Source organism: Paractinoplanes brasiliensis, from assembly GCF_004362215.1.
GTDB lineage: Bacteria > Actinomycetota > Actinomycetes > Mycobacteriales > Micromonosporaceae > Actinoplanes > Actinoplanes brasiliensis.
This window is the reverse complement of sequence record NZ_SNWR01000001.1, coordinates 6,714,928-6,741,205: the sequence shown is the minus strand read 5'-3', so window position 1 is coordinate 6,741,205 and position 26,278 is coordinate 6,714,928. Positions and strand designations below refer to the sequence as shown.

The 26,278-nt window shown below is 67.5% G+C and carries 13 protein-coding genes; 8 read left to right on the top strand and 5 right to left on the bottom strand.

Translation table 11 applies throughout. The features are described from left to right. Nucleotides 1-33: 33 nt before the first annotated feature. From pglW to C8E87_RS30110, 6 genes are all read left to right on the top strand, one after another. Nucleotides 34-4,152, top strand: coding sequence for a BREX system serine/threonine kinase PglW (gene pglW, locus C8E87_RS30135; protein WP_239080289.1), 4,119 nt, complete (start codon nt 34-36; stop codon nt 4,150-4,152). Then, complete coding sequence (pglX, locus tag C8E87_RS30130) at nt 4,149-7,670, top strand: BREX-2 system adenine-specific DNA-methyltransferase PglX (RefSeq protein WP_133876213.1); 3,522 nt, start codon at nt 4,149-4,151, stop codon at nt 7,668-7,670. The genes pglW and pglX overlap by 4 nt, the downstream gene beginning before the upstream one ends. A gap of 97 nt (nt 7,671-7,767) precedes the next feature. Further along, a complete protein-coding gene (locus C8E87_RS30125; RefSeq protein WP_133876212.1) occupies nt 7,768-11,535 on the top strand; it encodes a DUF6079 family protein in 3,768 nt (1,255 codons plus the stop codon). Next, nucleotides 11,532-14,219: a BREX-2 system phosphatase PglZ gene (gene pglZ / locus C8E87_RS30120; protein ID WP_239080288.1), complete on the top strand. Its 2,688-nt coding sequence runs from the start codon at nt 11,532-11,534 to the stop codon at nt 14,217-14,219. Before C8E87_RS30125 ends, pglZ begins: the two co-directional genes overlap by 4 nt. After that, a complete protein-coding gene (gene brxD, locus C8E87_RS30115) occupies nt 14,216-15,517 on the top strand; it encodes a BREX system ATP-binding protein BrxD (RefSeq protein WP_133876210.1) in 1,302 nt (433 codons plus the stop codon). Before pglZ ends, brxD begins: the two co-directional genes overlap by 4 nt. A gap of 9 nt (nt 15,518-15,526) precedes the next feature. Further along, nucleotides 15,527-17,644, top strand: coding sequence for a DEAD/DEAH box helicase (locus tag C8E87_RS30110; RefSeq protein WP_133876209.1), 2,118 nt, complete (start codon nt 15,527-15,529; stop codon nt 17,642-17,644). A gap of 39 nt (nt 17,645-17,683) precedes the next feature. Here C8E87_RS30110 and C8E87_RS30105 read toward each other — a convergent pair whose 3' ends face one another. Next, a complete protein-coding gene (locus tag C8E87_RS30105; protein WP_133877162.1) occupies nt 17,684-18,292 on the bottom strand; it encodes a DUF6642 family protein in 609 nt (202 codons plus the stop codon). Nucleotides 18,293-18,593: 301 nt separating this feature from the next. After that, entirely contained in the window at nt 18,594-20,102 is a 1,509-nt protein-coding gene (locus C8E87_RS30100; protein ID WP_133876208.1) for a PIN-like domain-containing protein, read from the bottom strand. Nucleotides 20,103-20,523: 421 nt separating this feature from the next. Here C8E87_RS30100 and C8E87_RS30095 point away from each other — a divergent pair, with 421 nt between their 5' ends. Continuing rightward, nucleotides 20,524-21,153 carry a hypothetical protein gene (locus C8E87_RS30095; RefSeq protein WP_133876207.1) on the top strand — a complete coding sequence of 210 codons (630 nt, stop codon included), beginning with the start codon at nt 20,524-20,526 and terminating at the stop codon, nt 21,151-21,153. A 332-nt stretch (nt 21,154-21,485) separates the two neighbouring features. On the opposite strand, the gene C8E87_RS30090 is transcribed toward C8E87_RS30095, so the two are convergent. From C8E87_RS30090 to C8E87_RS30080, 3 genes are all read right to left on the bottom strand, one after another. Further along, the gene (locus tag C8E87_RS30090; protein ID WP_133876206.1) at nt 21,486-22,532 is read right to left on the bottom strand and encodes a hypothetical protein; all 1,047 of its coding nucleotides are present in this window, start codon (nt 22,530-22,532) and stop codon (nt 21,486-21,488) included. Then, complete coding sequence (locus C8E87_RS30085; RefSeq protein WP_133876205.1) at nt 22,529-22,810, bottom strand: hypothetical protein; 282 nt, start codon at nt 22,808-22,810, stop codon at nt 22,529-22,531. The genes C8E87_RS30090 and C8E87_RS30085 overlap by 4 nt, the downstream gene beginning before the upstream one ends. Nucleotides 22,811-23,081: 271 nt before the next feature. Further along, nucleotides 23,082-23,681, bottom strand: coding sequence for a radical SAM protein (locus C8E87_RS30080; protein WP_133876204.1), 600 nt, complete (start codon nt 23,679-23,681; stop codon nt 23,082-23,084). 388 nt (nt 23,682-24,069) lie between these two features. Between C8E87_RS30080 and C8E87_RS30075 the strand changes: the two genes are divergently transcribed. Then, the gene (locus C8E87_RS30075) at nt 24,070-26,076 is read left to right on the top strand and encodes a WD40 repeat domain-containing serine/threonine protein kinase (protein WP_133876203.1); all 2,007 of its coding nucleotides are present in this window, start codon (nt 24,070-24,072) and stop codon (nt 26,074-26,076) included. Nucleotides 26,077-26,278 lie beyond the last annotated feature (202 nt).

The window sequence follows — 26,278 nt, the reverse complement described above, 5'->3', positions numbered from 1 at the left end:
CGCGTCGCCAGGGGGTTGGGGGCTGGGGTGCGAATGGACTCGCCACGCTGGGAGGAGATCAACCCCAGCGGATACGAGTGGGAGAAGGACGGCCTCCGCGAGCTGGCCTCCTATCTGCCCGATCAGGAGCCGTTCCACGTCTGGGCGAACGTCGAGTTCACCGGCACCGACGGCTCGCTCAACGAGATCGACACCCTGGTCCTGACCCGCAGCGCGCTCTACGTCATCGAGCTGAAGCACTGGCAGGGCGAGATCGAGGGCGGTGGTACCCAATGGGTCCGTCGGATGCCCGGTCGTCGCCTCGAGCCGTGGGACAACCCGCTCATCCTGGCCAATCGGAAGGCCAAGCGGCTGGCCAGCCTGATCCGCTACTACGCGCGCCAGCAGAACAAGGAACATCAGACGCCGTACGTCGGTGCTGCGGTCTTCCTGCATGCCCGCGACATGCGCTCCCGCCTCGACCCGATCGGCGCCCAGCACGTCTACGGCCTCGACGGCCATTCCACGTCCGGGCTACCCAGCCTGCGTGAACTGCTGATGGAGCGCCCACGCTCCGGGCAGACGATCGACGCCCAGCGTGGCCGGCAGATCGTCGACCTGGTCCGGGCCGCGAAGATCCGACCGTCGGTCGCGGACCGCAAGATCGGCCAGTTGCTGCTGTTCGCGAAGCCGTTCGCCGAAGGCATCGGCTGGCAGGATTTCCTCGCCAAACACGTCATCGACCAGAGCGTCACCCGCCGGGTGCGGTTCTACCTGACCAGCCGGGCGGCGGCCGAGGACGTGCCGGTCATCCGGCGGGCCGCCGAGCGCGAGTTCCGGCTGCTGCAGGGCATCCAGCACCCCGGTGTCTCACAGGCGCTCGACCTGGCCGACCACTCGTTCGGCCCGGCAGTGATCTTCAACCACGACCCCGCTTCGGTACGTCTCGACCAGTGGCTGCTGCAACACGACGCGACCATGACGATGGCCCAGCGGTTGCATCTGGTGGGCGATCTGGCGGAGATCATCGCGTACGCACACAGCCGGCGTCTCGCCCACCGTGCTCTCACCCCGCAGGCTGTCTACGTCCGGGATCCGGACGCCCCCCGCCCGCAACTGATGGTGACCGAGTGGCAGGCCGGCGGTCGGTTGGCCGGTTCGACTCGGACAGCCCGGCTCGGCTCCTCCGACGGCGCGGGGCTGGAGTTGTTCTTCGACGACGACGTGCGCCGTTACCAGGCTCCCGAGGCGGCACACCGGATCGACGTGCCGGGCATTCCACTGGACGTGTTTTCGCTGGGTGCGATCGCTTACCGGATCTTCACCGGACGTCAGCCGGCCGAGACGCCGGAGGAGTTGATCGCCGCTGTCAGCGAGGGCGGCCTGAAACTGTCCGCTGTGGTCGACGGTGTCCCGGGCAGCCTCGGCCTGCTCGTCTACAACGCGACCAGCGGCGATCCCTCCCACCGGCTGCCCAGCGTCGCGGACTTCCGAGAGCAACTGGAGCAGGTGTGGGACGAGTTGACCGCACCCGAGCCCGAGGTCCACATCGACCCGCTGCAGGCCCACAAGGGTGATCTGCTGAAGGGCGGCTGGGTGGTGAAGAGCCGGCTCGGCAGCGGCGCGACCGCCACCGCCCTGTTGGTCACCGGGGAGAGCGGCACCGGCAAACGGGAAGTCGTCCTCAAGGTCGCCCGTGACCCGCAGTACGCCGACCGCCTCGACACCGAGGCCACCGTCCTGAAGCGGATGCAACGGCACTGGCAGGTCGCCGCCCTCATCGACGGCCCCGTCACGATCAGCGGCCATCGCGCGCTGGTGCTGCAGAACGCCGGCGAGCGCACCCTGGCCCAGGAACTCGAGGGCGGCCGGCGGCTCGCGCTCGACCTGCTCGACCGCTACGGCCGGGACCTGCTCGACATCGTCACCTTCCTGGAGGGCGAGGGGATCTGGCACCGGGACATCAAACCGGCGAACCTGGCCGCCCGGCCCCGGCCCAGCGACAGCCAGCTGCACCTGTGCATCTTCGACTTCTCGCTGGCCGCCACCCCCGCCGACCACATCACCGCGGGCACCCCTGCCTATCTGGACCCGTTCCTCGGCCCGCCCCGCCGGATGCGCTACGACGCCGCCGCCGACCGGTTTTCGGCCGCCGTCACCCTGTTCGAGATGGCGACCGGGACGCTGCCCCGGTGGGGCGACGGCGCCCACCCGTCGACGGTCAAGGACGAGGTGACCCTCGACCCTGCCATGTTCGATCCGGCCGTCGCCGACCGCCTGGTCACCTTCTTCTCCAAGGCGCTGGCCAGAGAGGTACCCGTCAGGTTCGACACCGCCGAGCAGATGGCCGACGCCTGGCGGCTGATCTTCTTCGAGATCCCGGAGCTGTCCCAGCACGGGCCCGGCGAGGTGCCGCCCGTGCCGGAGCAGCTGTCGCGGGGCTCCGGGCTCGACTCGGTCGGCCTCACCGCACGGGCGCTGTCCGCGCTGCACCGGCTGGGTGTCGGCACCGTCGGCGAGCTGCTCGACTACGACCGGTCCGCGCTGCGGCGAGCCTCCGGCGTACCGGACGCCACCCGCAAGGAGATCGTCGCCAAGGCCCGGAAACTGGCCGCGGAGCTCGGGACTCCGACGCCCGAGCCCGAAGACGGCGCCCTGCCCTACGGCATCGAGGCGGTCAGCGCGACGCTGCTGCCCACCAGCCGCTCCCGCAGCCGGGCGCCGCTAGCCATGCTGCTCGGTCAGGAACCGACGCCGGACGGGCGATACCTGCACTGGCTGCCACAGACCGAGGCGGCCACCGCGATCGGCCAGACCCAGCCGCAGGTCTCCACCCTGATCCGCAAACACGCGAAGACGTGGCTGGAGAATCCCGGTCTCACCCGGGTACGCAACGAGATCGTCGCCCTGCTCGACGTCCGCGGCCTGGTCATGTCCGCCGAGGAGATCGCCGAGGCGCTGATCGCGTCACGCGGCTCGTACACGACCGAACCGAAGCGCACCGCGCAGGCGATCGGGCTGGTCCGGGCCGCGGTCGAGGCGGAACTCGTGCGCGGCGGCGACGCCCGCGTCGCGATCCATCGCTTCCGTGTCTCCGACACGGTGCTGGTGGGCAGGGAACCCGAGGACCCGGCGGCGGAGTCCACCGCGGCGGACCTTCTCGCGTACGCCGTGCAGCTCGGCCGGGCTGCCGCCGAACTCGCCCTGCTGGACCCGTTGCCCACCCGGCAGCGCGCGGTGGAACGACTGCGCACCATCGTCCAGGAGGGTATGCCCGCCCTCAGTGACCAGCGCCTGCTCCAGCTCGCCGCCGCTGCGACCCACGGCGTGGCCGACGTGAACGCGCAGGGCCAGCTCTACCCGGCGGGCCTGTCCGCCGATCGAGCGCTGCGCCTGGCGGTCGGCAGCCTGATCGGCCAGAGGCTCGGCGTGGAAGCCCTGCACGACCGGGTACGCGCCCGCTTCCCGCAAGCGGAGCCACTTCCCGGCCGACCGGCCCTGGACGACTTGCTGCGCGAATGCGACGTGCCGCTGGTGTGGGATCCGGCCACCCAGCGGTACGGGTCGATCGCCGCCAGCGGCCGCTACACCAGCACCCGGATGATGAGCAGCGCAACCCCGCTGGCCGGCCCGGCAGCCATCGCCGAAACCGACGCGAAGCTCACCGCCACCATCGACAAACGCGGCTACCTGGCCGTGCTCGCGCCGCTACGGCAGCTCGCCGCCGCCCGCCGCACCCTGCTCGACCGGTTCGACCTCGTCGAGGTCGACGTGACCGCGCTGCTGATCGACCGGCTCCGCAAGGCACGGTTCGCCTGGGAGACCATCGTGGCGGCTGACACCGGCACACCGACCGACCCGAACTTCCGGGCCCTGCTGCTCATGGTGCAACGCGATGTCGTCCCGGCGTTGGAAGAGGCTTTGGCGGTCGACCGGCCGGTGCTGATCACCGAGGCAGCACCTCTGGCCCGATACGGCCAGATGCCGCTGCTGCAACGGCTCGCCGACCCCACCCGCCCGCGGCCCGCCGCCCGGCTGCTGCTGGCCGCCGCCCGCCGGTTGGAACCGGCCATGTTGGACAGCGAGCAGATCCCCCTGACCTCCCCGGCCGGCCAGTCACTGTGGCTGCCGATCCCGTGGATCGACCGCGTCGCCGAGAGGTCTGATAGATGATTAAGGTCAAACCACTCCAGGATCAGATCAAATACCTGGTTGACGACCTCCGCAACCAGATCGTTACAGCAGATCAAGCAGATCTGCGCGCTTCCCTTGAGGCCGAACATCAGGCCGCCAAAGACGCCGGGCGTACGGCGGGAACGTTCGAGACGTGGCTGGAGGACGTGCTCGACCAGGCCGCAGTGGCGTGGGTGCTGGGTTGCGTTTTCGTGCGTTTCTGCGAGGACAACGGGCTGATCCAACGGATCTGGATCGGCGGGCCGACGGCGAAGGCCCCGGCCGAGCGGGCGGTGCAGGAGCGGCAGGGCTACCTGATCGCGAACTCGCTGCACAACGACCGGCACTGGCTACGAGAAGCCTTCAAATACATGGCGAGCCTCGGCCCGACCGCGAAGATCTTCGACGACCACAACCCAATGTGGCGGTTCGACATCTCCGGCGCGGCAGCCGAGGAACTCTCGGACTTCTTCCGGCGGGGTGCCGGGCTCGCGTCGATGGAGTCGCCGGGGCTCGACACTGAATTTCTCGGCAACCTCTACCAGGAACTGTCAGCACACGCCCGAGAGACTTATGCGTTGTTACAGACCCCAGAATTCGTCAAAGAGTTCATTCTCGACCGCACCTTCGAGCCAGCGAATCAGGAGTTCGGCCTTTCTGATACGACAATAATTGACCCGGCCTGCGGTTCCGGCCATTTCCTACTAGGCGCCTTCGACCGCCTAATCATACGTTGGAAAAAACGTGAGCCAGATACCGACGCGAGCGTGCTCGTGCAGCGAGTTCTCGATCAGGTCACGGGGGTAGACATCAACCCGTTCGCCGTGGCCATCGCTCGCTTCCGACTGATGATCGCCGCGCTTAAGGCCTGTGACCAGAAAGACCTGGAGGTCGCCCGTGAGTTCAAAATCCGTCTAGCTACGGGCGACTCTCTACTCGAATGGGGTGATAAGTCCCGGCACCAAGGCGACCTCTTGGAGTTTATGACAGGAGGCACGGGCTTCGCTTACGCCACCGAGGACGCCGACTTACTTGCCACACTCTTGAAACCTGACCAGTATTCGGTCGTAGTTGGCAACCCACCATACATCACGGCGAAGGATTCCGCGCAGAGCGCAGCATATCGCAATATCTATAAAGAGGTGTGTCACCGGCAGTATCAGTTGACCGTGCCGTTCGCGCAGCGCTTCTTCCAGTTGGCGCGCCGCGGCGACGAATTCGGCCAGCAGGCCGGTTGGGTGGGCCAGATCACCGCCAACGCCTTCATGAAACGCGAGTTCGGCACAAAGCTCATCAATGACTTCTTCGCCACCAAGGTCGAGATGCGCGAAGTCATCGACACTTCCGGTGCCTACATTCCCGGCCACGGCACGCCAACCGTGATCCTTATAGGTAGGGCGAATGATCGGCGTCGGTCCGAAACGGTCCGGGCGGTCCTCGGCGTCCGTGGTGAGCCTGGCCAGCCAGACGACCCGGATAAAGGAATTGTCTGGTCGGCCATCGTCAATCAAATCGACCACATCAACTCAACGTCAAACTGGGTGACGGTCCACGACTTGCCGCGCTCCAGCTTTGCTGTGCATCCGTGGAGCCTGGCTGGCGGCGGATCCTCGGAGCTCCTGGAACGATTGACTTCAGGGGATCGAGCGCTCGACCACATCGGTGCTGAAATCGGCTACACCGGTCAAACCAATGCCGACGCAGCTATGCTGGCTGACCGCGCAGTGATGACACGATTCGGGGTCGAAGACGACGTGCACCGGCAGGTAGTCGTCGGAGAAGCGGCCCGGGACTACATCATTTCCGAAAGCAGTCACGCAATCTTCATGTATGGCAGCACTGGTTTGTTGCCAATCGAATCAAAGCCTGGAGCTGAAGCACGTTTATGGCCGGTTAGAGCAAAATTATGGGATAGGCAGACGTTCGCCAAGACTTCTTATCGGCGAGAGGGGCGAACCTGGTGGGAGTGGCATCAGGTTGCGCTCAAGAGGCTAAAGACACCGCTGTCGATTGCTTTTGCTTTTGTAGCGACGCACAACCATTTTGTGTTAGATCGAGGTGGGAAGGTCTTCAATCGGTCGGCGCCGGCAATCAAGTTGCCGGAGGGTGCGACGGAGGAGGATCACTTGCGGCTGCTCGGGGTGCTCAATAGCTCGACCGCCTGCTTCTGGCTCAAGCAGGTCAGCCACAACAAGGGCGGCCAGGGTGTCAACGAAGGTTTCAAGAGCCAGGAGTGGGAGCGTTTCTACGAGTTTACGGGGACGAAGCTTCAGGAGTTTCCGTTACCAACGACGTACCCGCTGAGGTTGACGACGGAGTTAGATGCCTGTGCTAGGCGCCTGGCGGCTTTGAGCCCGGCGGGTGTCTCGCAGCGGGCTGCGCCCACGCGGGAGCGGCTAGCGCAGGCTCGGGACGGGTGGCTGGCGATGCGAACTCGGATGATCGCGCTCCAGGAGGAGTTGGACTGGGAGGTCTACCGGCTCTACGGGCTGACCGATGAGGTGCTGACCGTGAAGGAGCCGCCGGAGATCAGGCTGGGTGAGCGGGCGTTCGAGATCGTGCTGGCTCGGAAGATGGCGGACGGGGAGGTCGCGACGCAGTGGTTCGCGCGGCACGAGTCCACGCCGATCACCGAACTGCCGTCGCACTGGCCGGCGGAATACCGCGCGATCGTGGAGAAACGGATCGCGGTCATCGAGTCGGACCGGAACATCGGGCTGATCGAGCGGCCGGAGTGCAAACGCCGCTGGTCGACGCCCGGCTGGGAGGCGATGCAGCAGGAGGCGCTACGGGGCTGGCTGCTCCACCGGCTGGAAAGTCCTGAGCTGTGGGCCGGTGTGCCCGCGCCGATGTCGGTGGCTCAGCTCGCGGACCGGGTGCGGCACGATGACGACTTCCGGTCCGTACTGGATCTGTGGGTTGGCTCGGATCAGCACGATCTGACCAAGACCTTGGGCAAGCTGGTCGCCGACGAGCACGTGCCGTACCTGCCGGTGCTGCGTTACAAGCCGGCTGGGTTGCGCAAGCGACTCCAGTGGGAGCGGACCTGGGCGTTGCAGCGCCGCGAGGACGCCGGGGAGAAGGTGCGGATTGATGTTCCGCCGAAGTACGGGTCCGGGGACTTCGTGAAGGCGAGCTACTGGCGTAACCGGGGCAAGCTCGACGTACCGAAGGAGCGTTTCGTCTCGTACCCGAATGTCGGTCGTGACGGCGACTCCACGCTGTTGCTGGGGTGGGCAGGCTGGGACCACTTGGAACAGACGCAGGCGATCGCCGGCGTCTACCTGGACCGCAAGAACGTGGCCGGGTGGGAGCGGGAGCGCCGGGACGGTCTTCTCGCGCTGCTGGCCGGGCTGGCGGAGCTGGAGCCGTGGCTGGCGCAGTGGTTCGGCGAGAAACGGCAGGGCTTCAACGGCTCTCCGGCGCAGTTCTTCACCGGATTCATCGACGGTGAACTGGCCGCGCTCGGCGCCGACCGGACCTACCTGGAGCAGCTTCGTTTCGGTTCCGTCATGTGACGGTCGACCGCCCGTACGCCGGGCATGTGGCATTGGACGTTGGCAGGAGATTCGGTGCGGGTCCGGGGTGGCCCGAGCCGGGGGTAAGGAGCGGACGTTGACCCTGTTGCGCGATCTCATCGAGATCCCGGAGTCGGTGGGCGACACCGATTTCGTGGTCCGTGCTTCCGAGGCTGCCGATCTGAGGCACTACGTCGTCACCGACGACCTGCAGCGCAACTTCGACGAGGCGCTGGGCATGGTTGCGCACGCGGTGCGCAGCGGGAAGTCGCAGGCGAAGTTCCTACACGGCTCGTTCGGTTCCGGTAAGTCGTACTTCATGGCGGTGCTGCGGGAGATTCTGCGGCACAACCCGGAGGCGCGCGACGTACGGCGTCTGGCCGAGCCGATCCTCAAGGCCGATCCGGCGATCAAGGGCCGTAGGTTTCTGACGCTGACCTTCCACATGCTCGACGCCCGGTCGGTGGAACAGGCCGTCCTCGAGGGGTACCTGCGGCAGATCACCGCCCGGCACCCGGAGGCTCCGGTCCCGGCCGTGCACCGCTCCGACGCGATGCTCGACGACGCGGCCCGGCTGCGCACGCAGCTGGGCGACGACCGGTTCTTCGAGCTTCTCCGCGGCGAGGGTTCCGGCGGCGGGTCGACCGGGCAGCTGGCGGTGGACATGGCGCAGGAGGGTGACTGGACGCCGGAGAGCTACGCGCAGGCGGCGGCCGAGCCGCCGGGCACGCCGCTGCGCGACGAGCTGGTCATCGCGCTGACCCGGACGTTCTTCTCCGGCGCGGTACGCAGCGGCGAATACGTCGACCTGGACACCGGGCTCAAGGTGATCACCCGGCACGCCAAGGGGCTCGGGTACGACGCGATGGTGCTGTTCCTGGACGAGCTGATCCTCTGGCTGTCCACGAAGATCGCCGACCACACGTTCGTGCAGACCGAGGGCGCGAAGCTGAACAAGCTGGTCGAGTCGTCCGACGAGGCCCGGCCGCTGCCGATCGTGTCGTTCGTGGCCCGGCAGCGCAACCTGGAGGAGTTCCTCGGCCCGCAGGTCGGCGGCACCGAGCGGGCCGCGCTGGCCGACGTGATGCGCAGCGTGCAGGGCCGGCTGGGGACGGACATCGTGCTGGCAGACACGAACCTGCCGCAGATCACCGAGGAGCGGCTGCTCAAGCCGAACAGCGACGCCGCCCGCAAGGTCATCGACGACGCCTTCGCGGCGGTACGCAATCGGCGCGACGTGTGGGACACGCTGCTGCTGGGTGCGCAGTACGGGGACGCCGGCATCGGCTCGGACGCGACCGCGTTCCGGCGGCTGTACCCGTTCTCCCCGGCGCTGGTCGCCACGCTCGTGGCGCTGTCGCAGGCGTTGCAGCGGGAACGGACCGCGTTGAAGGTGATGACCGAGCTGCTCGTCGAGCGGCGGGACACGTTGCAAGTCAACGACCTGATCGGGGTGGCCGCCCTGTTCGAGCCGCTGGTGTTGCGCGGTGAGCTGCCGGACCGGCCGCAGCTCAAGCAGAAGTTCCAGGACGCGCGGGACACCTATCAGCGCAAGCTGCGCCCGCTGCTGCTCGGCATGCACGGTGTCGACGAGGCGCAGGCCGCGACGCACGAGCTGTTCCAGATCGACGACAAGCTGATCAAGACACTGATCCTGGGTTACCTGGTCAGCGAGGTGCCGGCGTTGCACAACCTGACCGCGGCCAAGCTGCACGCGCTCAACTTCGGTTCGATCGCCTCACCGTTGCCGGGGTACGAGAACCAGATCGTGCTGGGCCGTCTGCGGCAGCTCACCGCCGACGCCGGTGAGCTGCACATGACCGACGGGCCCGATCCGGTGATCTCCATCAAGATCACCTCGGCGGACTACGACAAGCTGCTCGACCTGGTGCCGGTCAACGAGACAGCCGCCGGGGTGCTGCAGCAGATGGTCCGCGACATGGTCTGCGGCGAGCTGGGCTTGGGCAGCCAGTCCGGCGGTTTCGGCGAATACCCGTTCTACCGGGAGTGGCGCGGCCGCAAGCACCTGGTCAACGTGCGGTTCGGCAACGTCCGCGATCGGGACAACATGCCGGACAACGCGGTGGTCGCCGACGGCGACGCGTGGCGGGTCGTGATCGACTATCCGTTCGATCCCGGGCACCGGCGTAACGAGGACTTCTCCCGCATCGAGACCCTGCCCAGCGGTTCCCGGACGGTGTTCTGGATGCCGCTGTTCCTCAGCCAGGAGGCGATGGGCCGGGTCGAAATCCTTGCAAAGATCAACTATCTGCTGGGCGGGCCGAGCGGGGACCGACTGAGCGTGCTCGCCGCCGACGAGTCCGCCGCGTACCGGCAGCAGGCGAAGGTGTATTTCCAGCAGCGCCAGCAGCAGCTGAAGTCGGCGTTGCTGGCCGCGTTCAAGCAGGCCTACGGCGTGGCCAAGCCGGAACCGGCGAACGTCGAGCCGGACTCGAAAGGGGTGCTGGAGACGCTCGCCGAAGGGCTGCGCGTCGGTGACCCCCGTGGCGGCACCCTCGCGGACGCCTTCGCCAACCTGACCGCCGAACTACTGAACTGGTCCTACCCGGGTCGGCCGGCCCTGCCCGAGGACGAGAAGGCACCCACCCGGCCGGAACTGAACAAGATCCTCATGTACGCCCGGCGGGCCGTCGCCGACCAGGCCAAGGGTGTCGCGGTCGACGCCGCGGACCAACGGATCATCCGGAGGATCTGCAATCCGCTGCGGCTCGGCGAGCTCGCCGAGCACCGGTACGTGCTGACCGGGAGCACCTGCCTGTGGAGCGGGCACCTGACACAGTTCGCCGCCCGGGAGAACTACACCACCCACTTCCCCGTTCATGTCCTGCGCCGGCTGCTCGACGAGCCTGCTGCCCGTGGCTTCGACCGGGACCTGCAGAACCTGATCATCGCGGTTTTCGCCGAGGAGCAGCAGCTCGCCTGGTATCAGCATGGTTCACCGGCCCCGGTCGACACCATCCAGGCGGTCACCGACCAGATGGAACTGCACCAGGTCAAGCTGCCTGACCAGGATGTCTGGGACCGGGCGTGCGCGCACACCCGGGGCGTCTTCGGGGTGACCACCCCGGGCTATCGCAGCGCCGCCGGGGTCACCGCCCTGGCCCGGGCCATTCGCGATGCCGCGAAGCGCCACCAGGAGTCGACGGCGCTGCTGGTGAGCGGGTTGGCGCAGCATGCGCCGAGGCTCGGCCTCGACTCGGACGCTGCGGACGGCCGGCTGCACCATGCCCAGCAGGCCGCCCGGCTGCTCAGCGACTTGGCCGCCGAGAGCGACGACCTGGTGCTGGTCGGGATTATGGCCGGGGTGGCATTCGACATCGAGGACGCCGCGGTCGGCAACATCTTCACCACGGCGGCGCAGGTCGTCCAAGCGCTGAACGGCACGCACTGGGACATCCTGGAGATGTTCGGCAAGCGCGCCGACGACGGCGATCCCCCGGCCAGGGACATCCTCGACCGGCTGGCCGCCGCCGCCCGGCACGACGCGCACGCCGCCGACCTGCCTAAAGCGCTGAAGGCCGCGATCGGCCAGGCCACCGCCCTGATCATGCGGACGCCTTCACCGGGATCCCGCAACACCGACGGCACCCCGTCGACGGTGACGCCACAGAGCGGAGCCGGTTCGGCTGCCGACGGCGGGACCGCTGGTGGAACGACGGCGCTGCGGGGGTCCACGGGGACGACGACCACCACCAGCGGCATCCAGATCCCTCGCCCCAGACTGGCATCGGGCGCCACCCGAAGGGTCGTCCAGAGCCGTCAGGACCTTCACGAGCTGGTCGCCGCCCTGCAGGTGGAACTGGACGCCGGCCGCGCCGTCGATGTGTCGTGGGAGATCCGGTGACCGTCGTTCAACCCTCCGCGATCAGGCGAAAGGTCGAAGCCTGGCTCACCGACGACCGTGACCAGGCGCCAGCGATCGCCCTGCGGGCCGCGCCCACCTGGGCCGGCGAACCAGTCCTCACCATCGGCGGCACCGCCGTGCGGGTCGTACCCTGCCCGACTCCGCTCGCCGCCCGCGCCGCACTCAACGACCGCGCCGACGGTGAACGGATCATGCTGCTGACCGAGCTGTCCGACGACGAACTAGGCGAAGGTCTGCTCGCCCACGTCAGCGAGCAGCACGTCCGCAAGGTCGACATGTGGGACGTCGCCACGCAGATGTTCAAGGTGTTCGAGGTGGACCCCACTCTCGTGGCGGAGGGCCGTTGGGTCGCCGAGGCGCTGATCGACTACAAGCCCGTCGCCGAATGGCCGCCGGCGCCCGGCGCCGTGCTCACCCGTGACCATGCCCTGCGCAGCCTCGCCGCAGAGTTGCTCGGCTTGGGCCGCGACGAGATCGACAGCGCCGGTCTACTGCAGTGGAGCACCGAGGCGGCTCGGGTCCTGCGCCTGGAGAAGCTTCCCGGCAAGCTGCTCGACGGGCTCACCGGCTACCTCGTCGAGACGGCCGGACTCGTCGCGGTGCCGATCATGGCGGCTACCCGGGGTGGGCACGGGGTCGACGCCGTACCGCTGGGTCTGCTGGTCGGGGTCCTCTGGCCGGACCGCACCGGCCCACGGGCCACCGCGGTCGCGGTAGCCCGGACCCGACTGGAGCCGTGGTTCGGCGGAACCCGCCTGGATGCGAACCACGCGCTGGCACTCGGGTCGGCAGCGGAGATCTGGGTGGACCGGGTCATCGGTCTGGAAGGCGGTGCCGGCGAGGCCAACCGGATGCTGGCCCGGGCCGAGAACATCGCCAAGGAGATCGACGCCGTCGGCCTGCTGGGCGCGAGCAGCCTACTGCCCACCGGGTTCCTGCAGCGGCTACGGGACGTCGCCGCTGCCGTACGCCTCGCCGTGCCGATGACCGGAACCGCGGACCGTGCCCTGATCGCCTCGGCCCAGAACGCGCTGGCCCGTCTGGGCGAACACCGCAGCGGAGACCCGGACCGGCTGAAGACCATGCAGATGGCCGTCCGGCTGCTGCGCTGGCTCGCCGAACCCGAGCAGCCCAAGCCCGCCACCCTCTACGCGGCCCTGCATCGCCAGGTGCGCGATGACGGCTGGGTCGACCGGGCCCGGCTGGACATCTTCGCTGGCGACACCGACCCGCAGGTCACCGAGGCGCTGCACCTGTTGCACCAGGCTGTCGACGCCCGCCGCTCCCGTCACGACCAGCAGTTCGCCGAACTGCTCGCCGCCGATACACAAGCCGAAGCCGCCCCCGGGAAACTGATCCGGGTCGAGGACGTCCTCGACCGGGTGGTCCAACCGATCCTCGACCGGGGCCGCCGGGTCCTGTTGCTGGTCATGGACGGGATGAGCGTTGCCGCAGCCACCGAACTCGCCGAGTCGCTCACCCGTGCCGGCACCTGGAGTGAGGTGACACCACACGGTGGGCCCCGCACGGGTGTACTCGCCGCCCTGCCCACCGTCACCGAGGTCAGCCGGTGCAGCCTGCTCAGCGGCCGGATCGCCGTGGGCCAGCAGCAGGCCGAACGCAACGCCTTCAGCGCGCGTTTCCCCGGCGGGCAACTGCTGCACAAGAGCGGACTTCGTGGGTACGCCGGGGCGGCCATCGCTCCAGACGTCGCCGCTGCCCTGGCCGATCCCGGCGTGCCGCTGGTCGCGGCCGTGGTCAACACCATCGACGACGCTCTCGACCGCAGTGAACCCGGCATCACCGTCTGGAGCAGCGAAACCATCCCGAGCGTCAAGGACCTGCTGGTGCTGGCCGACGGGCGAACCGTGGTGATCGTCTCCGATCACGGCCACGTCGTCGACCGCGGCCCCGAAGCCACGCACCGGTCCAGCTCCAGCGACGAGAACCGCTGGCGGCTGGCCGACTCGCCAGCAGGTGACGGCGAGATCCTCGTCCGGGGATCCCGGGTCGCCAAGGGTGACGGCACCGTCGTGCTCGCCTGGCGCGAGCAACTGCGTTACGGCCCCCGGAAGGCCGGCTACCACGGTGGTGCCGCGCCCGCCGAAGTCGTCATTCCACTGATCATGCTCACCGACAGCGATGATTCCGGCCATCCCGACTGGCAGCCTGCACCGGTCGCCAGCCCGTCCTGGTGGCGGGAGTCGCTCGCCACCGGTTCGCTGGCTCCCGCCCACCCGGTCCCGACGCCGGCCGTTCGGCAGACGACGCCGAAGAAGGCCGTTGCGGCCCAGACGGAGAGCCTGTTCGACATGGCCACGCAGCCCGCTGAGCCAACTGTCGTCCCGGTACGGCCCGACCTGATCAGCGAGCTGCTGGCCAGCCCGCTCTACCGGCAGCGCCGCGATCCCCGGGCTCCGCTGGCCGACGAACGAGCCGGCGCGCTGCTGCGTACGCTCATCGACGGCGGCGACCGGGCGACCATGGACACGCTCGCCGCCCGGGCCGGCATCCCGGCCGGCCGTATCCACGGGGCGATTACCGCATTGCGCAAGCAGCTCCAAGTCGAGGGCTACCCGGTGCTGTCAATCGACCCTGACAACGTGACCGTTAAACTCGACCGGGTGCTGCTCGTCGAACAGTTCCAACTGGGCACGGCATGAGCGCGGAGATCTCGGCGCGGCGGCGCAAGGACATCATCGACGCTCTGCGCCGCGGCGTCGTCCCCGTGAACGGTCTGGACGCCCTGGCTGTCGGCCTCGACCGGTTCGAAGCCGCGCTCGACGACGACCTGGACCGGGCTGCCGGCGGCGGAAGCGTCTTCAAGGCCGTCCGCGGCGAGTACGGCGCCGGAAAGACGTTCTTCACCCGATGGCTCGCCGAACGCGCCAAACGCCGTGGTTTCGCCACAGCCGAGGTGCAGGTCTCCGAGCTGGAAACGCCCCTGCACCGGATGGAGACCATCTACCGCAGGCTGGTCGAGAACCTGAGCACCGAGCAGTTTCCCGCCAGTGCGCTGCGCCCCATCCTGGACGGCTGGATCTATGCCCTCGAAGAGGACGTCCTGAACGGCGGCGCTGTGGCCGAAGACGACACCGCCGGGTTGGACACCGCCGTCGGTGCCCTGCTGGAGACCAGGCTCACCGAGATCTCCCGGAGCACACCGGGCTTCGCAGCGGCACTGCGCGGCTACCGGACGGCCACCGCCTCCGGCGATCACGCCGTCGCGGACGGGCTGGCCGCCTGGCTCGGCGGCCAGCCCCATGTCGCCGCGGCTGCCCGCCGAGCTGCGGGTGTCAAAGGCGACCTCGACCATTTCGCCGCGATGAGCTTCCTGCAGGGCCTGCTCACCGTTCTACGCGACAGTGGACACCCCGGCCTGCTGCTGGTGCTTGACGAGGTGGAGACCCTGCAACGGGTCCGGTCCGACGCGCGTGACAAAGCCCTCAACGCGCTGCGCCAGCTCATCGACGAGATCTACGCAGGGCGGTTCCCCGGCCTGCTGCTGATCATCACCGGTACGCCAGCGTTCTACGACGGCGCCCAAGGCGTGCAGCGGCTCGCCCCACTCGCCCAACGGCTGGCCACCGACTTCGGGTCTGACCCCCGCTGGGACAACCCACGCGCGACTCAGCTACGGTTGCCGGGTTTCTCCCTCGACGCCCTCGTCGAACTGGGCAGCCGGGTCCGCGCCATCTACGCCAGCCCCGCCGCCGAAGACCGAATCGACGATGGCTACCTGCGGGAACTCGCGGTCGCGGTCACCGGCAAGCTCGGCGGTCAGGTCGGCGTCGCGCCCCGCGTCTACCTCAAGAAACTCGTCGCTGACGTGCTCGACCGAGCCGATCAGTTCGCCGACTGGAACCCGCGTGAACACTACGCACTGACCGTACGCTCGGACGAACTCACCGAGATCGAACGCAATGCCGCCTCCGCCGACGACATCAGCTTGCAGTTGTAGGAACCCATCGTGAGTTCCGCGCTGGATCCCGTGCTGCTGCACCACATCGTCAACACGCTCGGCTGGCCCGACCTACGACCTCTACAACGCGACGCCATCGCCCCGCTGATCGCCGGTGAGGACGCTCTGCTGCTCGCCCCCACCGCCGGCGGCAAGACCGAGGCGGCGATCTTCCCGATCCTCACCCGGATGGCAGCCGAACGCTGGACCGGCACTTCCGTGCTCTACCTGTGCCCGCTCAAGGCCCTGCTCAACAATCTCGAGCCTCGGCTGGGACGCTACGCCGACTGGACCGGCCGCCGTGTCGCCCTCTGGCACGGCGACGTCACCAATAGCAAACGCCGGGCCATCCTGGCCGCCCGCCCGGACATCCTGCTCACCACTCCGGAGTCCCTCGAGTCGATGCTGGTCAGCGCCAACGTCGACCACCGGGCGTTCTTCGCCGGCCTGCGGGCTGTCGTGGTGGACGAGGTCCACGCCTTCGCCGGCGACGACCGAGGCTGGCACCTGTTAGCCGTCCTGGAGCGGCTCACCCACCTGATCGGCCGGCCAGTGCAACGAGTCGGGTTGTCCGCGACCGTGGGCAACCCGACTCGACTTCTGACTTGGCTGCAAGGCTCCGGCACCGGTACCCGTCCGGCACGCGTCGTCGCGCCAGACCTACCCGTCCTTGTACCGGGAGAATCTGCCGCCGCTGTGCCGACCGGAGAGATCGAGCTCGACTACGTCGGTTCTCTCCAGAATGCAGCCAAGATCATCGCTGGCCTCCATGCCGGCGAAAAGCGCCTGGTCTTCTGCGAGTCCCGACAAGCGGTCGAAGAACTCGGCAGCCTGCTGCGAGGCAAAGGCATCACCACGTTCCTGTCCCATGCCTCACTTTCCGTCGACGAACGGCGCCGCTCGGAAGAAGCGTTCGCCGAAGCCCGCGACTGCGTGATCGTCTCCACCAACACCCTGGAACTCGGCATCGACGTTGGCGACCTCGACCGCGTCATCCAGATCGACACACCAACGACGGTGGCGTCGTTCCTCCAGCGCCTCGGCCGCACCGGGCGCCGGCCCGGCAGCATCCGCAACTGCCTGTTCCTCGCCCGCGATGGCGACGCCCTGCTCGAAGCCGCAGCCCTACTCCTGCTCTGGGGCCGGGGATGGGTTGAGCCCGTCATCGCACCACCCGAACCCCGACACATCGCCGCACAACAAATACTCGCGCTCTGCTTGCAGGAACACCGAGCAGGAGACCAGACATGGCCGCAGTGGTGGAACGGACTCGCCCCGTTCGACCGCAGCGCCGACCCAACCCTGCGCCACCTGATCGACCAGGGCTATCTCGACAGCGACGGCGGCATGCTCTTCATCGGGCCCGAAGCCGAACGGCGCTTCGGACACCGGCACTTCATGACCATGACCGCCGTCTTCACCGGCGCACCCGAATTCACCGTGCTCGTCGGCCGCGAAGAACTCGGCCGCGTCGACCCAGCTCTACTCACCGAAGAAGTCCAGGGCGACCGACGCCTCCTGCTCAACGGACGCAGCTGGCGGGTCACCTACATCGACTGGCGCCGCCGCCGCTGCTTCGTCGAACCCGCCGACGGCGGCGGCAAGGCCCGCTGGACAACCGGCGGCTGGTCCGGCCTCGGCTTCGAACTGAGCCGCGCCATGCGCGAGGTACTGCTCGGTGCTGACCCGCCCGTGAAGCTCACCCGCCGAGCCATCGACCGCCTCGCACAGGTACGCGAGGACGAGTCCTCACTGGTCCACCCAGGCGGCAGCGTCATCCTCCGCGACCACCGCGGCGACGACCTCCGCTGGTGGACCTGGGCAGGCTTCCGCGCGAACGCCACCCTCGCCGCAACCCTCACCGAAGCCGTCGACCCGATCCAGCGCTTCGACGACCGACACATCCGACTCCGGGAGAACGTCACCCCCGCCGAATGGCGGGCACTCATCGCCGACGCCGGCCAGCGGCTCTGCCTCCCCGAGGTCAGCAAGAAGGCCCTTGACGGGCTCAAGTTCAGCCAAGCGTTGCCGGAACGGCTCGCACTGGCCACGCTGGCTGCCCGACTCGCCGACCTTGATGGCGCCGATGCCGTTCTCGGCGAATCCGTACGTTTTGTGCACGCATGATCACTGCAGGAACCTAATCGATTGCAGGACCCAGGCTCCTCAGGCGGCCTGGGCCGAAGCGTGAGGTCGAGGGCGCCAGGTCTTCCCGCTCGCATAAGCGACCCTGAAGCCGAGACTCGCCGAGAGCGCGGCCCAGCGGGCGGAACCAAGACGCTGCTCCGCACCGTCGTGCCGAGGGCTGTTTGCCAGGACATCCAGCAGAACCGTCTCGAACGCCGCCGCCTCAACCCATTCGACGCTGCGGGTATAGCCGCAGACCATGGCGGCGCCAGTGGTCGTAAGAAAATCATGTAGCTCCGAGTCGGAGAACCGCATCACGGAACAACTGCCGAAGTAGAGGCGCCGGCCCTCGCAGCGGCCGGCCAGGGGCTCGGCCACGTCCGCTAGGTCGACGCTGTGTCGGTCCGTCAGCCAGAGCTTTCCCGGTTCCCCGTGCATGGCGAAGAAGCCGACGTGGTAGTCGGCATACTGGCGCAGCGCCCATCGTCCGAGGAAATATTCGATTTCATCTGGTGTAGCTACGTCCTTGTGGATGTAGCGAATCCGACCTAGGCGTTCCAGCAGTTCCAGGGTCGGCTGGACCGAGCCCTCTTCATCGAGGTTACGATGCCACTGCCCCTCTACACAGAACACCCCGCCGCGGGCCATTCGGCACCCCTTCGCCGTACGCTCGATGATCGAGACGAGTGAAGCTTGCAGCAACCGATCCACGATAGGTATCGGCCGATGCGGCGGAAGTAATCAGATCAACCGGTGGCAGCGACACCCCCACCACCACTGTCCTGCCCGCGGCCGCGGGGCGCGCATCGCGTCGTGTGAATAGGAGGGTGGGTCACCTTCGCGTCGAGTTCTTAAGGAAGCCGATCGCCCGGCAATGTGTCGGATGCTCGAGGACTCCGGCGATGTAGCCCCGTTACCTTTTGATCGTCTCCGATGGGGAACTAGCTAATTAGGAACGACGGATGAATTCGACGGTCTCGGCCTCCGTCCGCACACCCCTGGCCTTGAAGCCCGCAGTCGCGATGGCTTTGCCGAGCGAGTTTTGCGAGGAGTACCAGTATGGGAGATGTTTACGGGCAGACGGCGCGAGCGGCTCGCCGAGGATGTCTTCGATCTCGCCGAAGGCCATGGATACGGAGTCAGCATCCAAGGCGAGGAGGTATTCGGTGAGCGGCTGGTATTTGCCGGCCGGCTCGACCTCCACGCCCGCGCCTGGCGGCCGGGCCTCCGCGGCAAGAAGATCCACGACCTCCGCCGGAATCCGAATCGCCGTCAGCTGACCGGCGTCGACGTATACCGACTTCATCATCGGCGCGACGGAGGACGGAAGGATCCCTTCGGACTGAAGGTCAGCGGTGATCCGGGCCGCCGGCCTGGTGATGCCTCGCAGCTTTCGATCGTCGCGGTAGTCGCACAGGACGTAGATCTCCTCGCGGCTGATGGAGCCCCCTGCGGCGGCTGCCGCGTTGATGATATCGGCGATGTCTCGCCGTCCTTCGCCGCGCAGCCGCTGCAGCAGCATCTCGACGGCCTCGGCCGTCCATTTCCCAGGTTCGCTGATGTCCGAGCGGTTGACATCCGCGTCTCTCGCGGACTGCGGGTTCACCTCGACGTCGAGGACCTGCGACCGGTTGAGCAAGTCGCTGGCGCGCATCAGGAACAAGCGCCGTCCCGTGGTGTCGAAGAACTCCTTGGTCATCTCCTGCCGCGGGCCGATCATGTCCGGCCCGCGCCGCCACCACCAGTCCTCCTTCTCGTCGTTCGTGACGATGATGAGGTCCATCTGGCGTGACTTCGCCTCGTGGCAAGCCTGGGTGTAGACGAGAAAGTCGCCGGCGGCGCCCTCCGCATGCTGATCGCCCTTGTCCGCATCCAGGTAGCCAGGTGGGACCAGGTTGTCGACGCGCTGATTCCCTTCGACGATCAACGCGTTCCAGGTCTTCTCTGCGGGGCGGTGAAGAACCTTGTCAGCCAGCAGCTCGGCAAGCCTGCTCAGCACCGGGTCCTCATCCGCTGACGTCGACGGATGCACGCGGTCGGGCGTAGCCTGGTCGATCGCCTCCAGCAGACGCCGGAACACTTCGTCAACGTCGTCATGCAATCGCTGGAGCTCGCCGTCCTCGATTGCCAACTGCTTGGACCAGGTCTCGAGAGCGCGTAGCGTGCCCGCGCGGTTTTTCTCGAGTGCGCTGCGCGCCTCGCTGGTCGCTTGCTCAGGGTTGCCGATCGCCTTGAGTCGATTGCGGTGGAACTCTCGCATGGCCTGATAGGGCACGACGAGGCGGTCGCCGAGCTTCTCGAAGATCGCAAACAGATCAGCCGTCGTGCGGGCGTTGTAGCGGTAGAGGTTGAGCAGGACGTTCGCGTCGACCGCGACAAGCGCAGTCGTCAACGCTTCGCGCGATTCGGCCTCACTGACCACACGGTAGCCCTCGAAGTTGTCGAACAGCCCCGCCATTGGCACCTCCCCTGCCGAAGCTCCATTGTGGTGTCGCTGGCGCTCCTACCCCATCGGCCGAGCGTACGAACCCGCAGAGGTTCCGGCATCCATCAGGGTGCCGACGCGGCATATGCGGGCGATCTCAACACCTGGTGATGCGGGAGTCCCCTCCTCACTGTGCGCGAACGCTCGCGAGAAGCTCCGCCCCGCCTTCTGCAAGACGGGCTCGGGATCGATCAATGGGACGGCGTGGCTGGGATCCCGGTCGCTGTTCGACGTGGTTCGATGTGAGGTGATGGATGGTAGAAGATTCTCCGCTCTCGCAGGCGTTCTTGCCGTTTGGCTTGGCGCTGTGCTTTCCGTCGAGGGGCCGAATGCCTTCGGCGTAGCTGGTCGTATAGTCGTCGGCCACGCTGGGGAGATCTTGATCGCTCTTGCCGTGGCCGTTCTGCTGTACAACATGGTGCCGCGCGGCGCACTGCTTGGGCCCGTGATCCTCGCGGCCGCCGGCCTGGCAATTGTGACAACGACCCGCGGTTGGTGGTCGAGCCGCCAGCTCTGGATGTTTGTCGGGTTCGCCTTGGCCGTGCTCGGCGCCATGGTCGCCACGCGGAGAGCGGTAGGTACCCATGACCTCAGTCCCATCCAGCGCCTGTTTGGTTTCCTACTCAGCCGGCACGTTATCTACGACCTCGACGCCGAGGCCCCGGAACGGCTGGACGTCGCCGCAGTGCTGTGCAAGGTGGTCATCGACCTGCGCTCGGCGGTGGCGCCGAGAACCGGACCGCTCGAGATCGTCGCCAGTTCGGTCGGTGGACGGATCGAACTGGCGTTGCCCCAACATTGGCCGGTGGTGGCCGGCCGATTGGCGGCAAGTCGGAGGGTGCGGCTGGATGGCTTCGTTGACCATGCGGATGCGTTCGACGATCCTCGTAGCCCCGAGCAGAGCCAGCTGCTGCAGGATCTGGAGGGCGAATGGCAGGAACGCGCGGCGTCCGACGATCCTGCGACCAGCGTGGTCGTGCACGTTGCGGGTGTCGGTGGTTCAGTCCGGGTACGCGGTCGCTAACGCCGATTTCCACGCAGCGAGTTCGAGGCAACACCGGCGGCAAGAACTCGCTGGCCGGACGTACTCCGAGCCGGTCGAGTGGTCGGTGCGCCGCCCCGGTGCTTCGCAAGATCCGCCGGTCACCGGGATCGAAGATCGCCTGCACCGCAGCCCGGGAACCGTTACGCAGCAACCGAACCATCGGCCCACAGTGCACATCAGGGCCGGACAGTGAAGGCCGTGAGTTCGAGGCAACCTACTCGACAGCGCGAGCGTTCGTGCTGTTCAGCGCTTTGGACGGCCAGCGGACCGCCTACCCGAAACCTGACAAACCGCAGCTGCGGAAGTCCGCGCTAACCTGGCGGCCGGTTGGGTGTCTCCGGCGGGTACGGATCGGGATGGACGTAGTTCCACGGCAGCTTCTGTTCGGCCGGGAAGTCACCGCCCAGGACACGGGTGAGAACTTCGTTGTCGGCGTACTCCTGCCTGGCGTTTCTCGGCATTCGGCGGCGCATGGCCGCCAGCATGTCGAAGCGATGGAGATCGAACGCCGCGGCCAGGACAACGCTGTGGCGCTGCGCCGCCGCGCAGGCGCCTCTGTAGCTGACAACGGCGACCATGAGCAACATCAGGGGAATCGCTCCGTGAGCATCCAGGCGAGCCAGGAACGGCAAGGTCACGGTCGCAAGGGTGCCGAAGACGATGGTCAGCGTGGCGGCTGCATCCAGCACATTGAGCTGGGTCTCATTCTCCTCGGCCAAGCGCGGAGACAGGTATGGATACAGACGTGGAAAGGTCTCCACGGTGTCCAGGCCGTAACGCTCCCCGGCGACCGACTCCGCCCGGCGCAGGATGTTGCCCAGCAGGGTTGGCATAACGCGTTCGGCATCTCGCGGGTACTGACGTTCGACGATCGCGCTTGAGACATCCTGCCGGCGCTCCCGCCTGAGACGGGCCCGTTCCCGTCGGGCCACGGCGTCGAAGCGGTGCAGCCGCAGCTCTTGCTCAGCCACCTCCTGGGAGTACACGAGATGAGCGCCCCGACGACGGTGGTGGCGCTCGACTGCGAGGGCATACACGAGACGGGTAGCCGCGCGGTCGTGCCAGTAGCCCTCAAGCCACTGAACTGCGGATATCTGAAACGGGCGTAACACGACTGCCGTGAAAAGAATCGTGCCAATGATCAGCAGGCCACCGGGAAATCCCAGGCTGCGGACCGCAGCGAGCAAGGAGTCCAGTCCTGCGGAGACATCGCCGCGGGGGTGTTGCCAGGGATACAGCCGCGATGCCACGGCGGCGAAGACCCCGCCGACCAGCAGCGCACTGGGCAAGACGTTGACCAGATATGCCCCGGGGCCCAACCCCTTGATGCTCTCCTTGCTCAGCCCGAGGTCGCTCATCGAGTTCGGGGCTTCCACACGACCGGCTCGGTCATCTTCTCGTTGTGTTCATAGCAGCGGTGTGGCCGGGCGAGGAAACTCCGCGCCTTCCTGACTGGCCTGGTGTGGCACCGGGGGAAGTACGGGCAGGCCAGGTACTGGATCTGCCGGGGTCGCCGGGCAACTCCGCGGGTGAATCCGTAGTCGGGCCAGGCCAGCAGAGCCACGGCCGCGACCGCGACCGCGACCAGGGTGTTGCCCAGGATGGCGCGGCGCGACGTAAACCAGGCATTCACCATCCCGGTAACCCCTTCGCGAGCCTCCGAAGCAGTATGGCCCGCGGCCGAGGTATCCCGATAGACGCATTGCAATCACTCGATTACCGGGTCGAAGGTAACACCCAGGTAGCGAGTCATCGGTGACGCCGGTGGGCGGTGTCCGCATTGACCTGTCCGGCCCACCGGGTTCGAGCCCGCCCACCTATCTGCGATACGGGTTGCCTCGACGAGAGTCGCGATGAAGAGCGTGTCTACTCGGGTACACTTGTTTCGCATATATACATATACCGGACTAAATCGGTGCCTCGACGGGTAGTAGTTGACGCTTGAACCGGCACGAAAAGATACATCCCCTCGTGATTTCGAGGGCGTTGAAGCGGTCCCATTTGAGGGAGAAACCGCGGAAATCGTCGAGTGGGCGGCGCTCCGGGCGACCGGTCTTGACGATGCCGCCCACGGCGTCGCGGTAGGCCAAACCGGTGACGCTGGTGGGATCGCCGACGGCGTCGACGAGCTTGAGGAGGGTCATCTCGCCCTCGCCGACCGCCGCGATGTCCCAGCCGGCGTCAAGGGTCTGCACCGGCTCGGCGGTGGCGTGGACGCCGCCGGCGATGTGGAGCACGGAGGAGCCGTCCGCCAGCTCACGGATGCGGCCGAGCTCCTCCGCCAGCGCCGCGGCGTCGGGTGAGTAGAACGACCAGAGGACGAGCACCTTGGCGCCGGTCGCGAGCGCGGCCCGGATGTGCTCGGCGGTCGATTCGGGGGTGTCGCCGAAGCGCACCTCGTATCGAGTGGCCGTCTCGTGCTGCTCCAAGGCGCCGAGCAGCACGTGGAAGCCATACGTCACCGCTTTGCGGTATCGCAGCACCAGAACCAGTTGAGGACCACTCATGCGGCGATTTTGCCAGCTCGTGGCCCGATCCCGACTGCGGCAGAGCAATCTCTCACAACACTGCGGAGAGCTCGGTCACCGGCCGTACCGTACCTCTCAAGCGGACGACCAGAGTTTTCCTCGTTGGCTGTGACCTGCCGGTGGAGCAGCCCGTCCTGGCCTGCAACGGTGGCTGCTCAAATCCAATCCGCTCGACCGGCGCCAATATCACGTCGTGGGGTCCAGCAAGGCCAATATCAATGGGCGGGCGTTCGGCATCCCGACGCCCACCCTCGCAGGAGTGTGGGGCACCCCGAGTACGCGAGGTGCAACAGGACCATGGGCGTGCCGGTGATCCGACCCAAGAAGCTCCGTCGAAGCGAGGGGAACTCACCTGTAGATTTCTTCCATGGCGGAGACGGTCGCCGGCCGGTATCGGCTGGAACGGGCGCTGGGCCGGGGTGGGATGGGCGCGGTGTGGCTCGCACACGACTCGCTGCTCACCCGGGACGTCGCGGTCAAGGAAATCCTCTTCCCGATGTCCGAGCCTGGCCCTGCCAACCCGGCGGATCCGCTGGTCAAGAGGGCGTTACGGGAGGCTCAGGCAGCGGCCAGGCTGCGTCATCCCGGCATCGTGACCGTACATGACGTGGTCATTCAGGACGGGCGGCCGTGGATCGTCATGGAACTCGTCGGCGGGCAGTCGTTGGCGCAGGAACTGCGGGAGCGCGGGCTGCTGACCCAGCAGCGAACCGCAGAAGTCGGCCGGCGCGTGCTCGACGCGCTCGGGGCAGCACACCGAAGCGGGATCCTGCATCGTGACGTCAAACCCGCCAACATTCTGCTCGACGGCGACCGGGTGGTGCTCACCGATTTCGGGATCGCCGCAATCGAAGACGCAACAGCGCTCACCCACACCGGGCAGATGGTGGGGTCGCCGGCGTTCATGGCGCCCGAGCGCGTCAACGGCGGCCCGGCCACGGCCGCGACGGATCTGTGGGCCCTGGGGGTCACGCTCTACCAGACGGTGACCGGGCACTCGCCATTCCAGCGTGACGACATGCAGGGTACGCTCGCCGCCATTCTCACGAGCAAACCCGCCGCGCCGGCACACGCCGGTCAACTGTGGCCGGTCATCAAGGGTTTGCTGGAGAAGGATCCACGCCGTCGGCTCACCGCCGAACCGGCTCTGAGGCTGCTCGCCGCCGTCGCGCAATATCCCGGATCCGCGGTGGCGCCGAAACGACGGCGCCGGACACCATGGTCCTCGTCGGCGACGATGGAGGCCCCGCCGGTCACGGTGGCGGCCGACACCGCGCCGCTGCCGCCGAACCCCGTCGATTCTGTCACCACACTGGCGCCGCCCCTCCGACGGCACCGGCCCTGGACCGCGATCGGCGCCGCCATAGCGGTGACCGCTGCCGTGACCGTGGTGGTCGTAGTGACCATGTCGGAGGACAATCCGACGGTAGCGCCGCCAAGCCCGCCACCTTCCAGCGTGTCGTCCGTGACGCCGCGAACGTTGGCCCGGAACACGCTCACCGGGCATGGGGACGTCGTGTTGGCGGTGGCTTTCAGCCCGGACGGCAGGACGCTGGCCAGCGGAGCCGGCGACCGGACAGTACGAATCTGGGACACCGCCACCGGCCGGTCGATCAGCACCAGCAAAGAGCACCGTGGCACAGTGCTCGATCTCGCTTTCAGCCCGGACGGCAGCAGGCTCGCCTCCGCCGGTGATGACGCCTCGGTACGGTTGTGGCAGACCGATACGTGGAAGCCGGTCGCCAAGCTGGAACTCGATTTCGAATCGGTGCAGGCGGTGGCGTTCAGCCCGGACGGCGCGACCATCGCAGCAGGCGGGCTGGGCGGGCCAGTGGTGCTGTGGGACACTCGCACCCTGACCGAGAGGACGCGCCTGCCGGGGCATCGCGACGACACGTACGACCTGGCGTTCAGCCCGGACGGAAGAACCCTGGCCAGCAGCGGGGAGGACGGAACGGTCCGGGTCTGGGACGCCACCGACGGGACACCGGTCAAGGCACTGGCCGCCCCGAAGAGCGTGCTGGGCCTGACATTCAGCCCGGACGGCGCGCTGCTCGCCGCGGGCGGCACCGACGGTGAAGTACGCCTGTGGACCACCGCCGACTGGCGTACGGGCACCGCGCTCGCCAAAGCGGACGCCCAGATCGAAAGCCTGGAATTCAGCCGCGACGGCGCCTGGATGCTCGCCGGCACCGAGTCCGAACTGGGGGTGCCGGTGTGGAACATCGCCACCGGCCGGCTGGTCCGCGAGGTGGAGGTCAACGACGAGTGGCCGATGATCGTCCGCATCAGCAGGGACGGCACAAATGTGGCAACCGGCACCGATCACCACCTGGTCCGTCTCCTTCCCCTGACCGATTTCACCAACGGCTGACTGACCGGAGCTGCCACTCAATGCCGTAACTGGTCGACACCTGCCGCCACGGGTGTCGCGTTGCTTCCGCAACCGGCGCCCGGCTGTCTCGCGACGCCACACACCGGATGCCGCGGCCGGCACCGCCAAGATCGTCTTGGTGATCCTCCTGAAAGCAGCGAATTTCAATCTTGAGGTTGGCCCCTTTCCCGCTCCCAACACC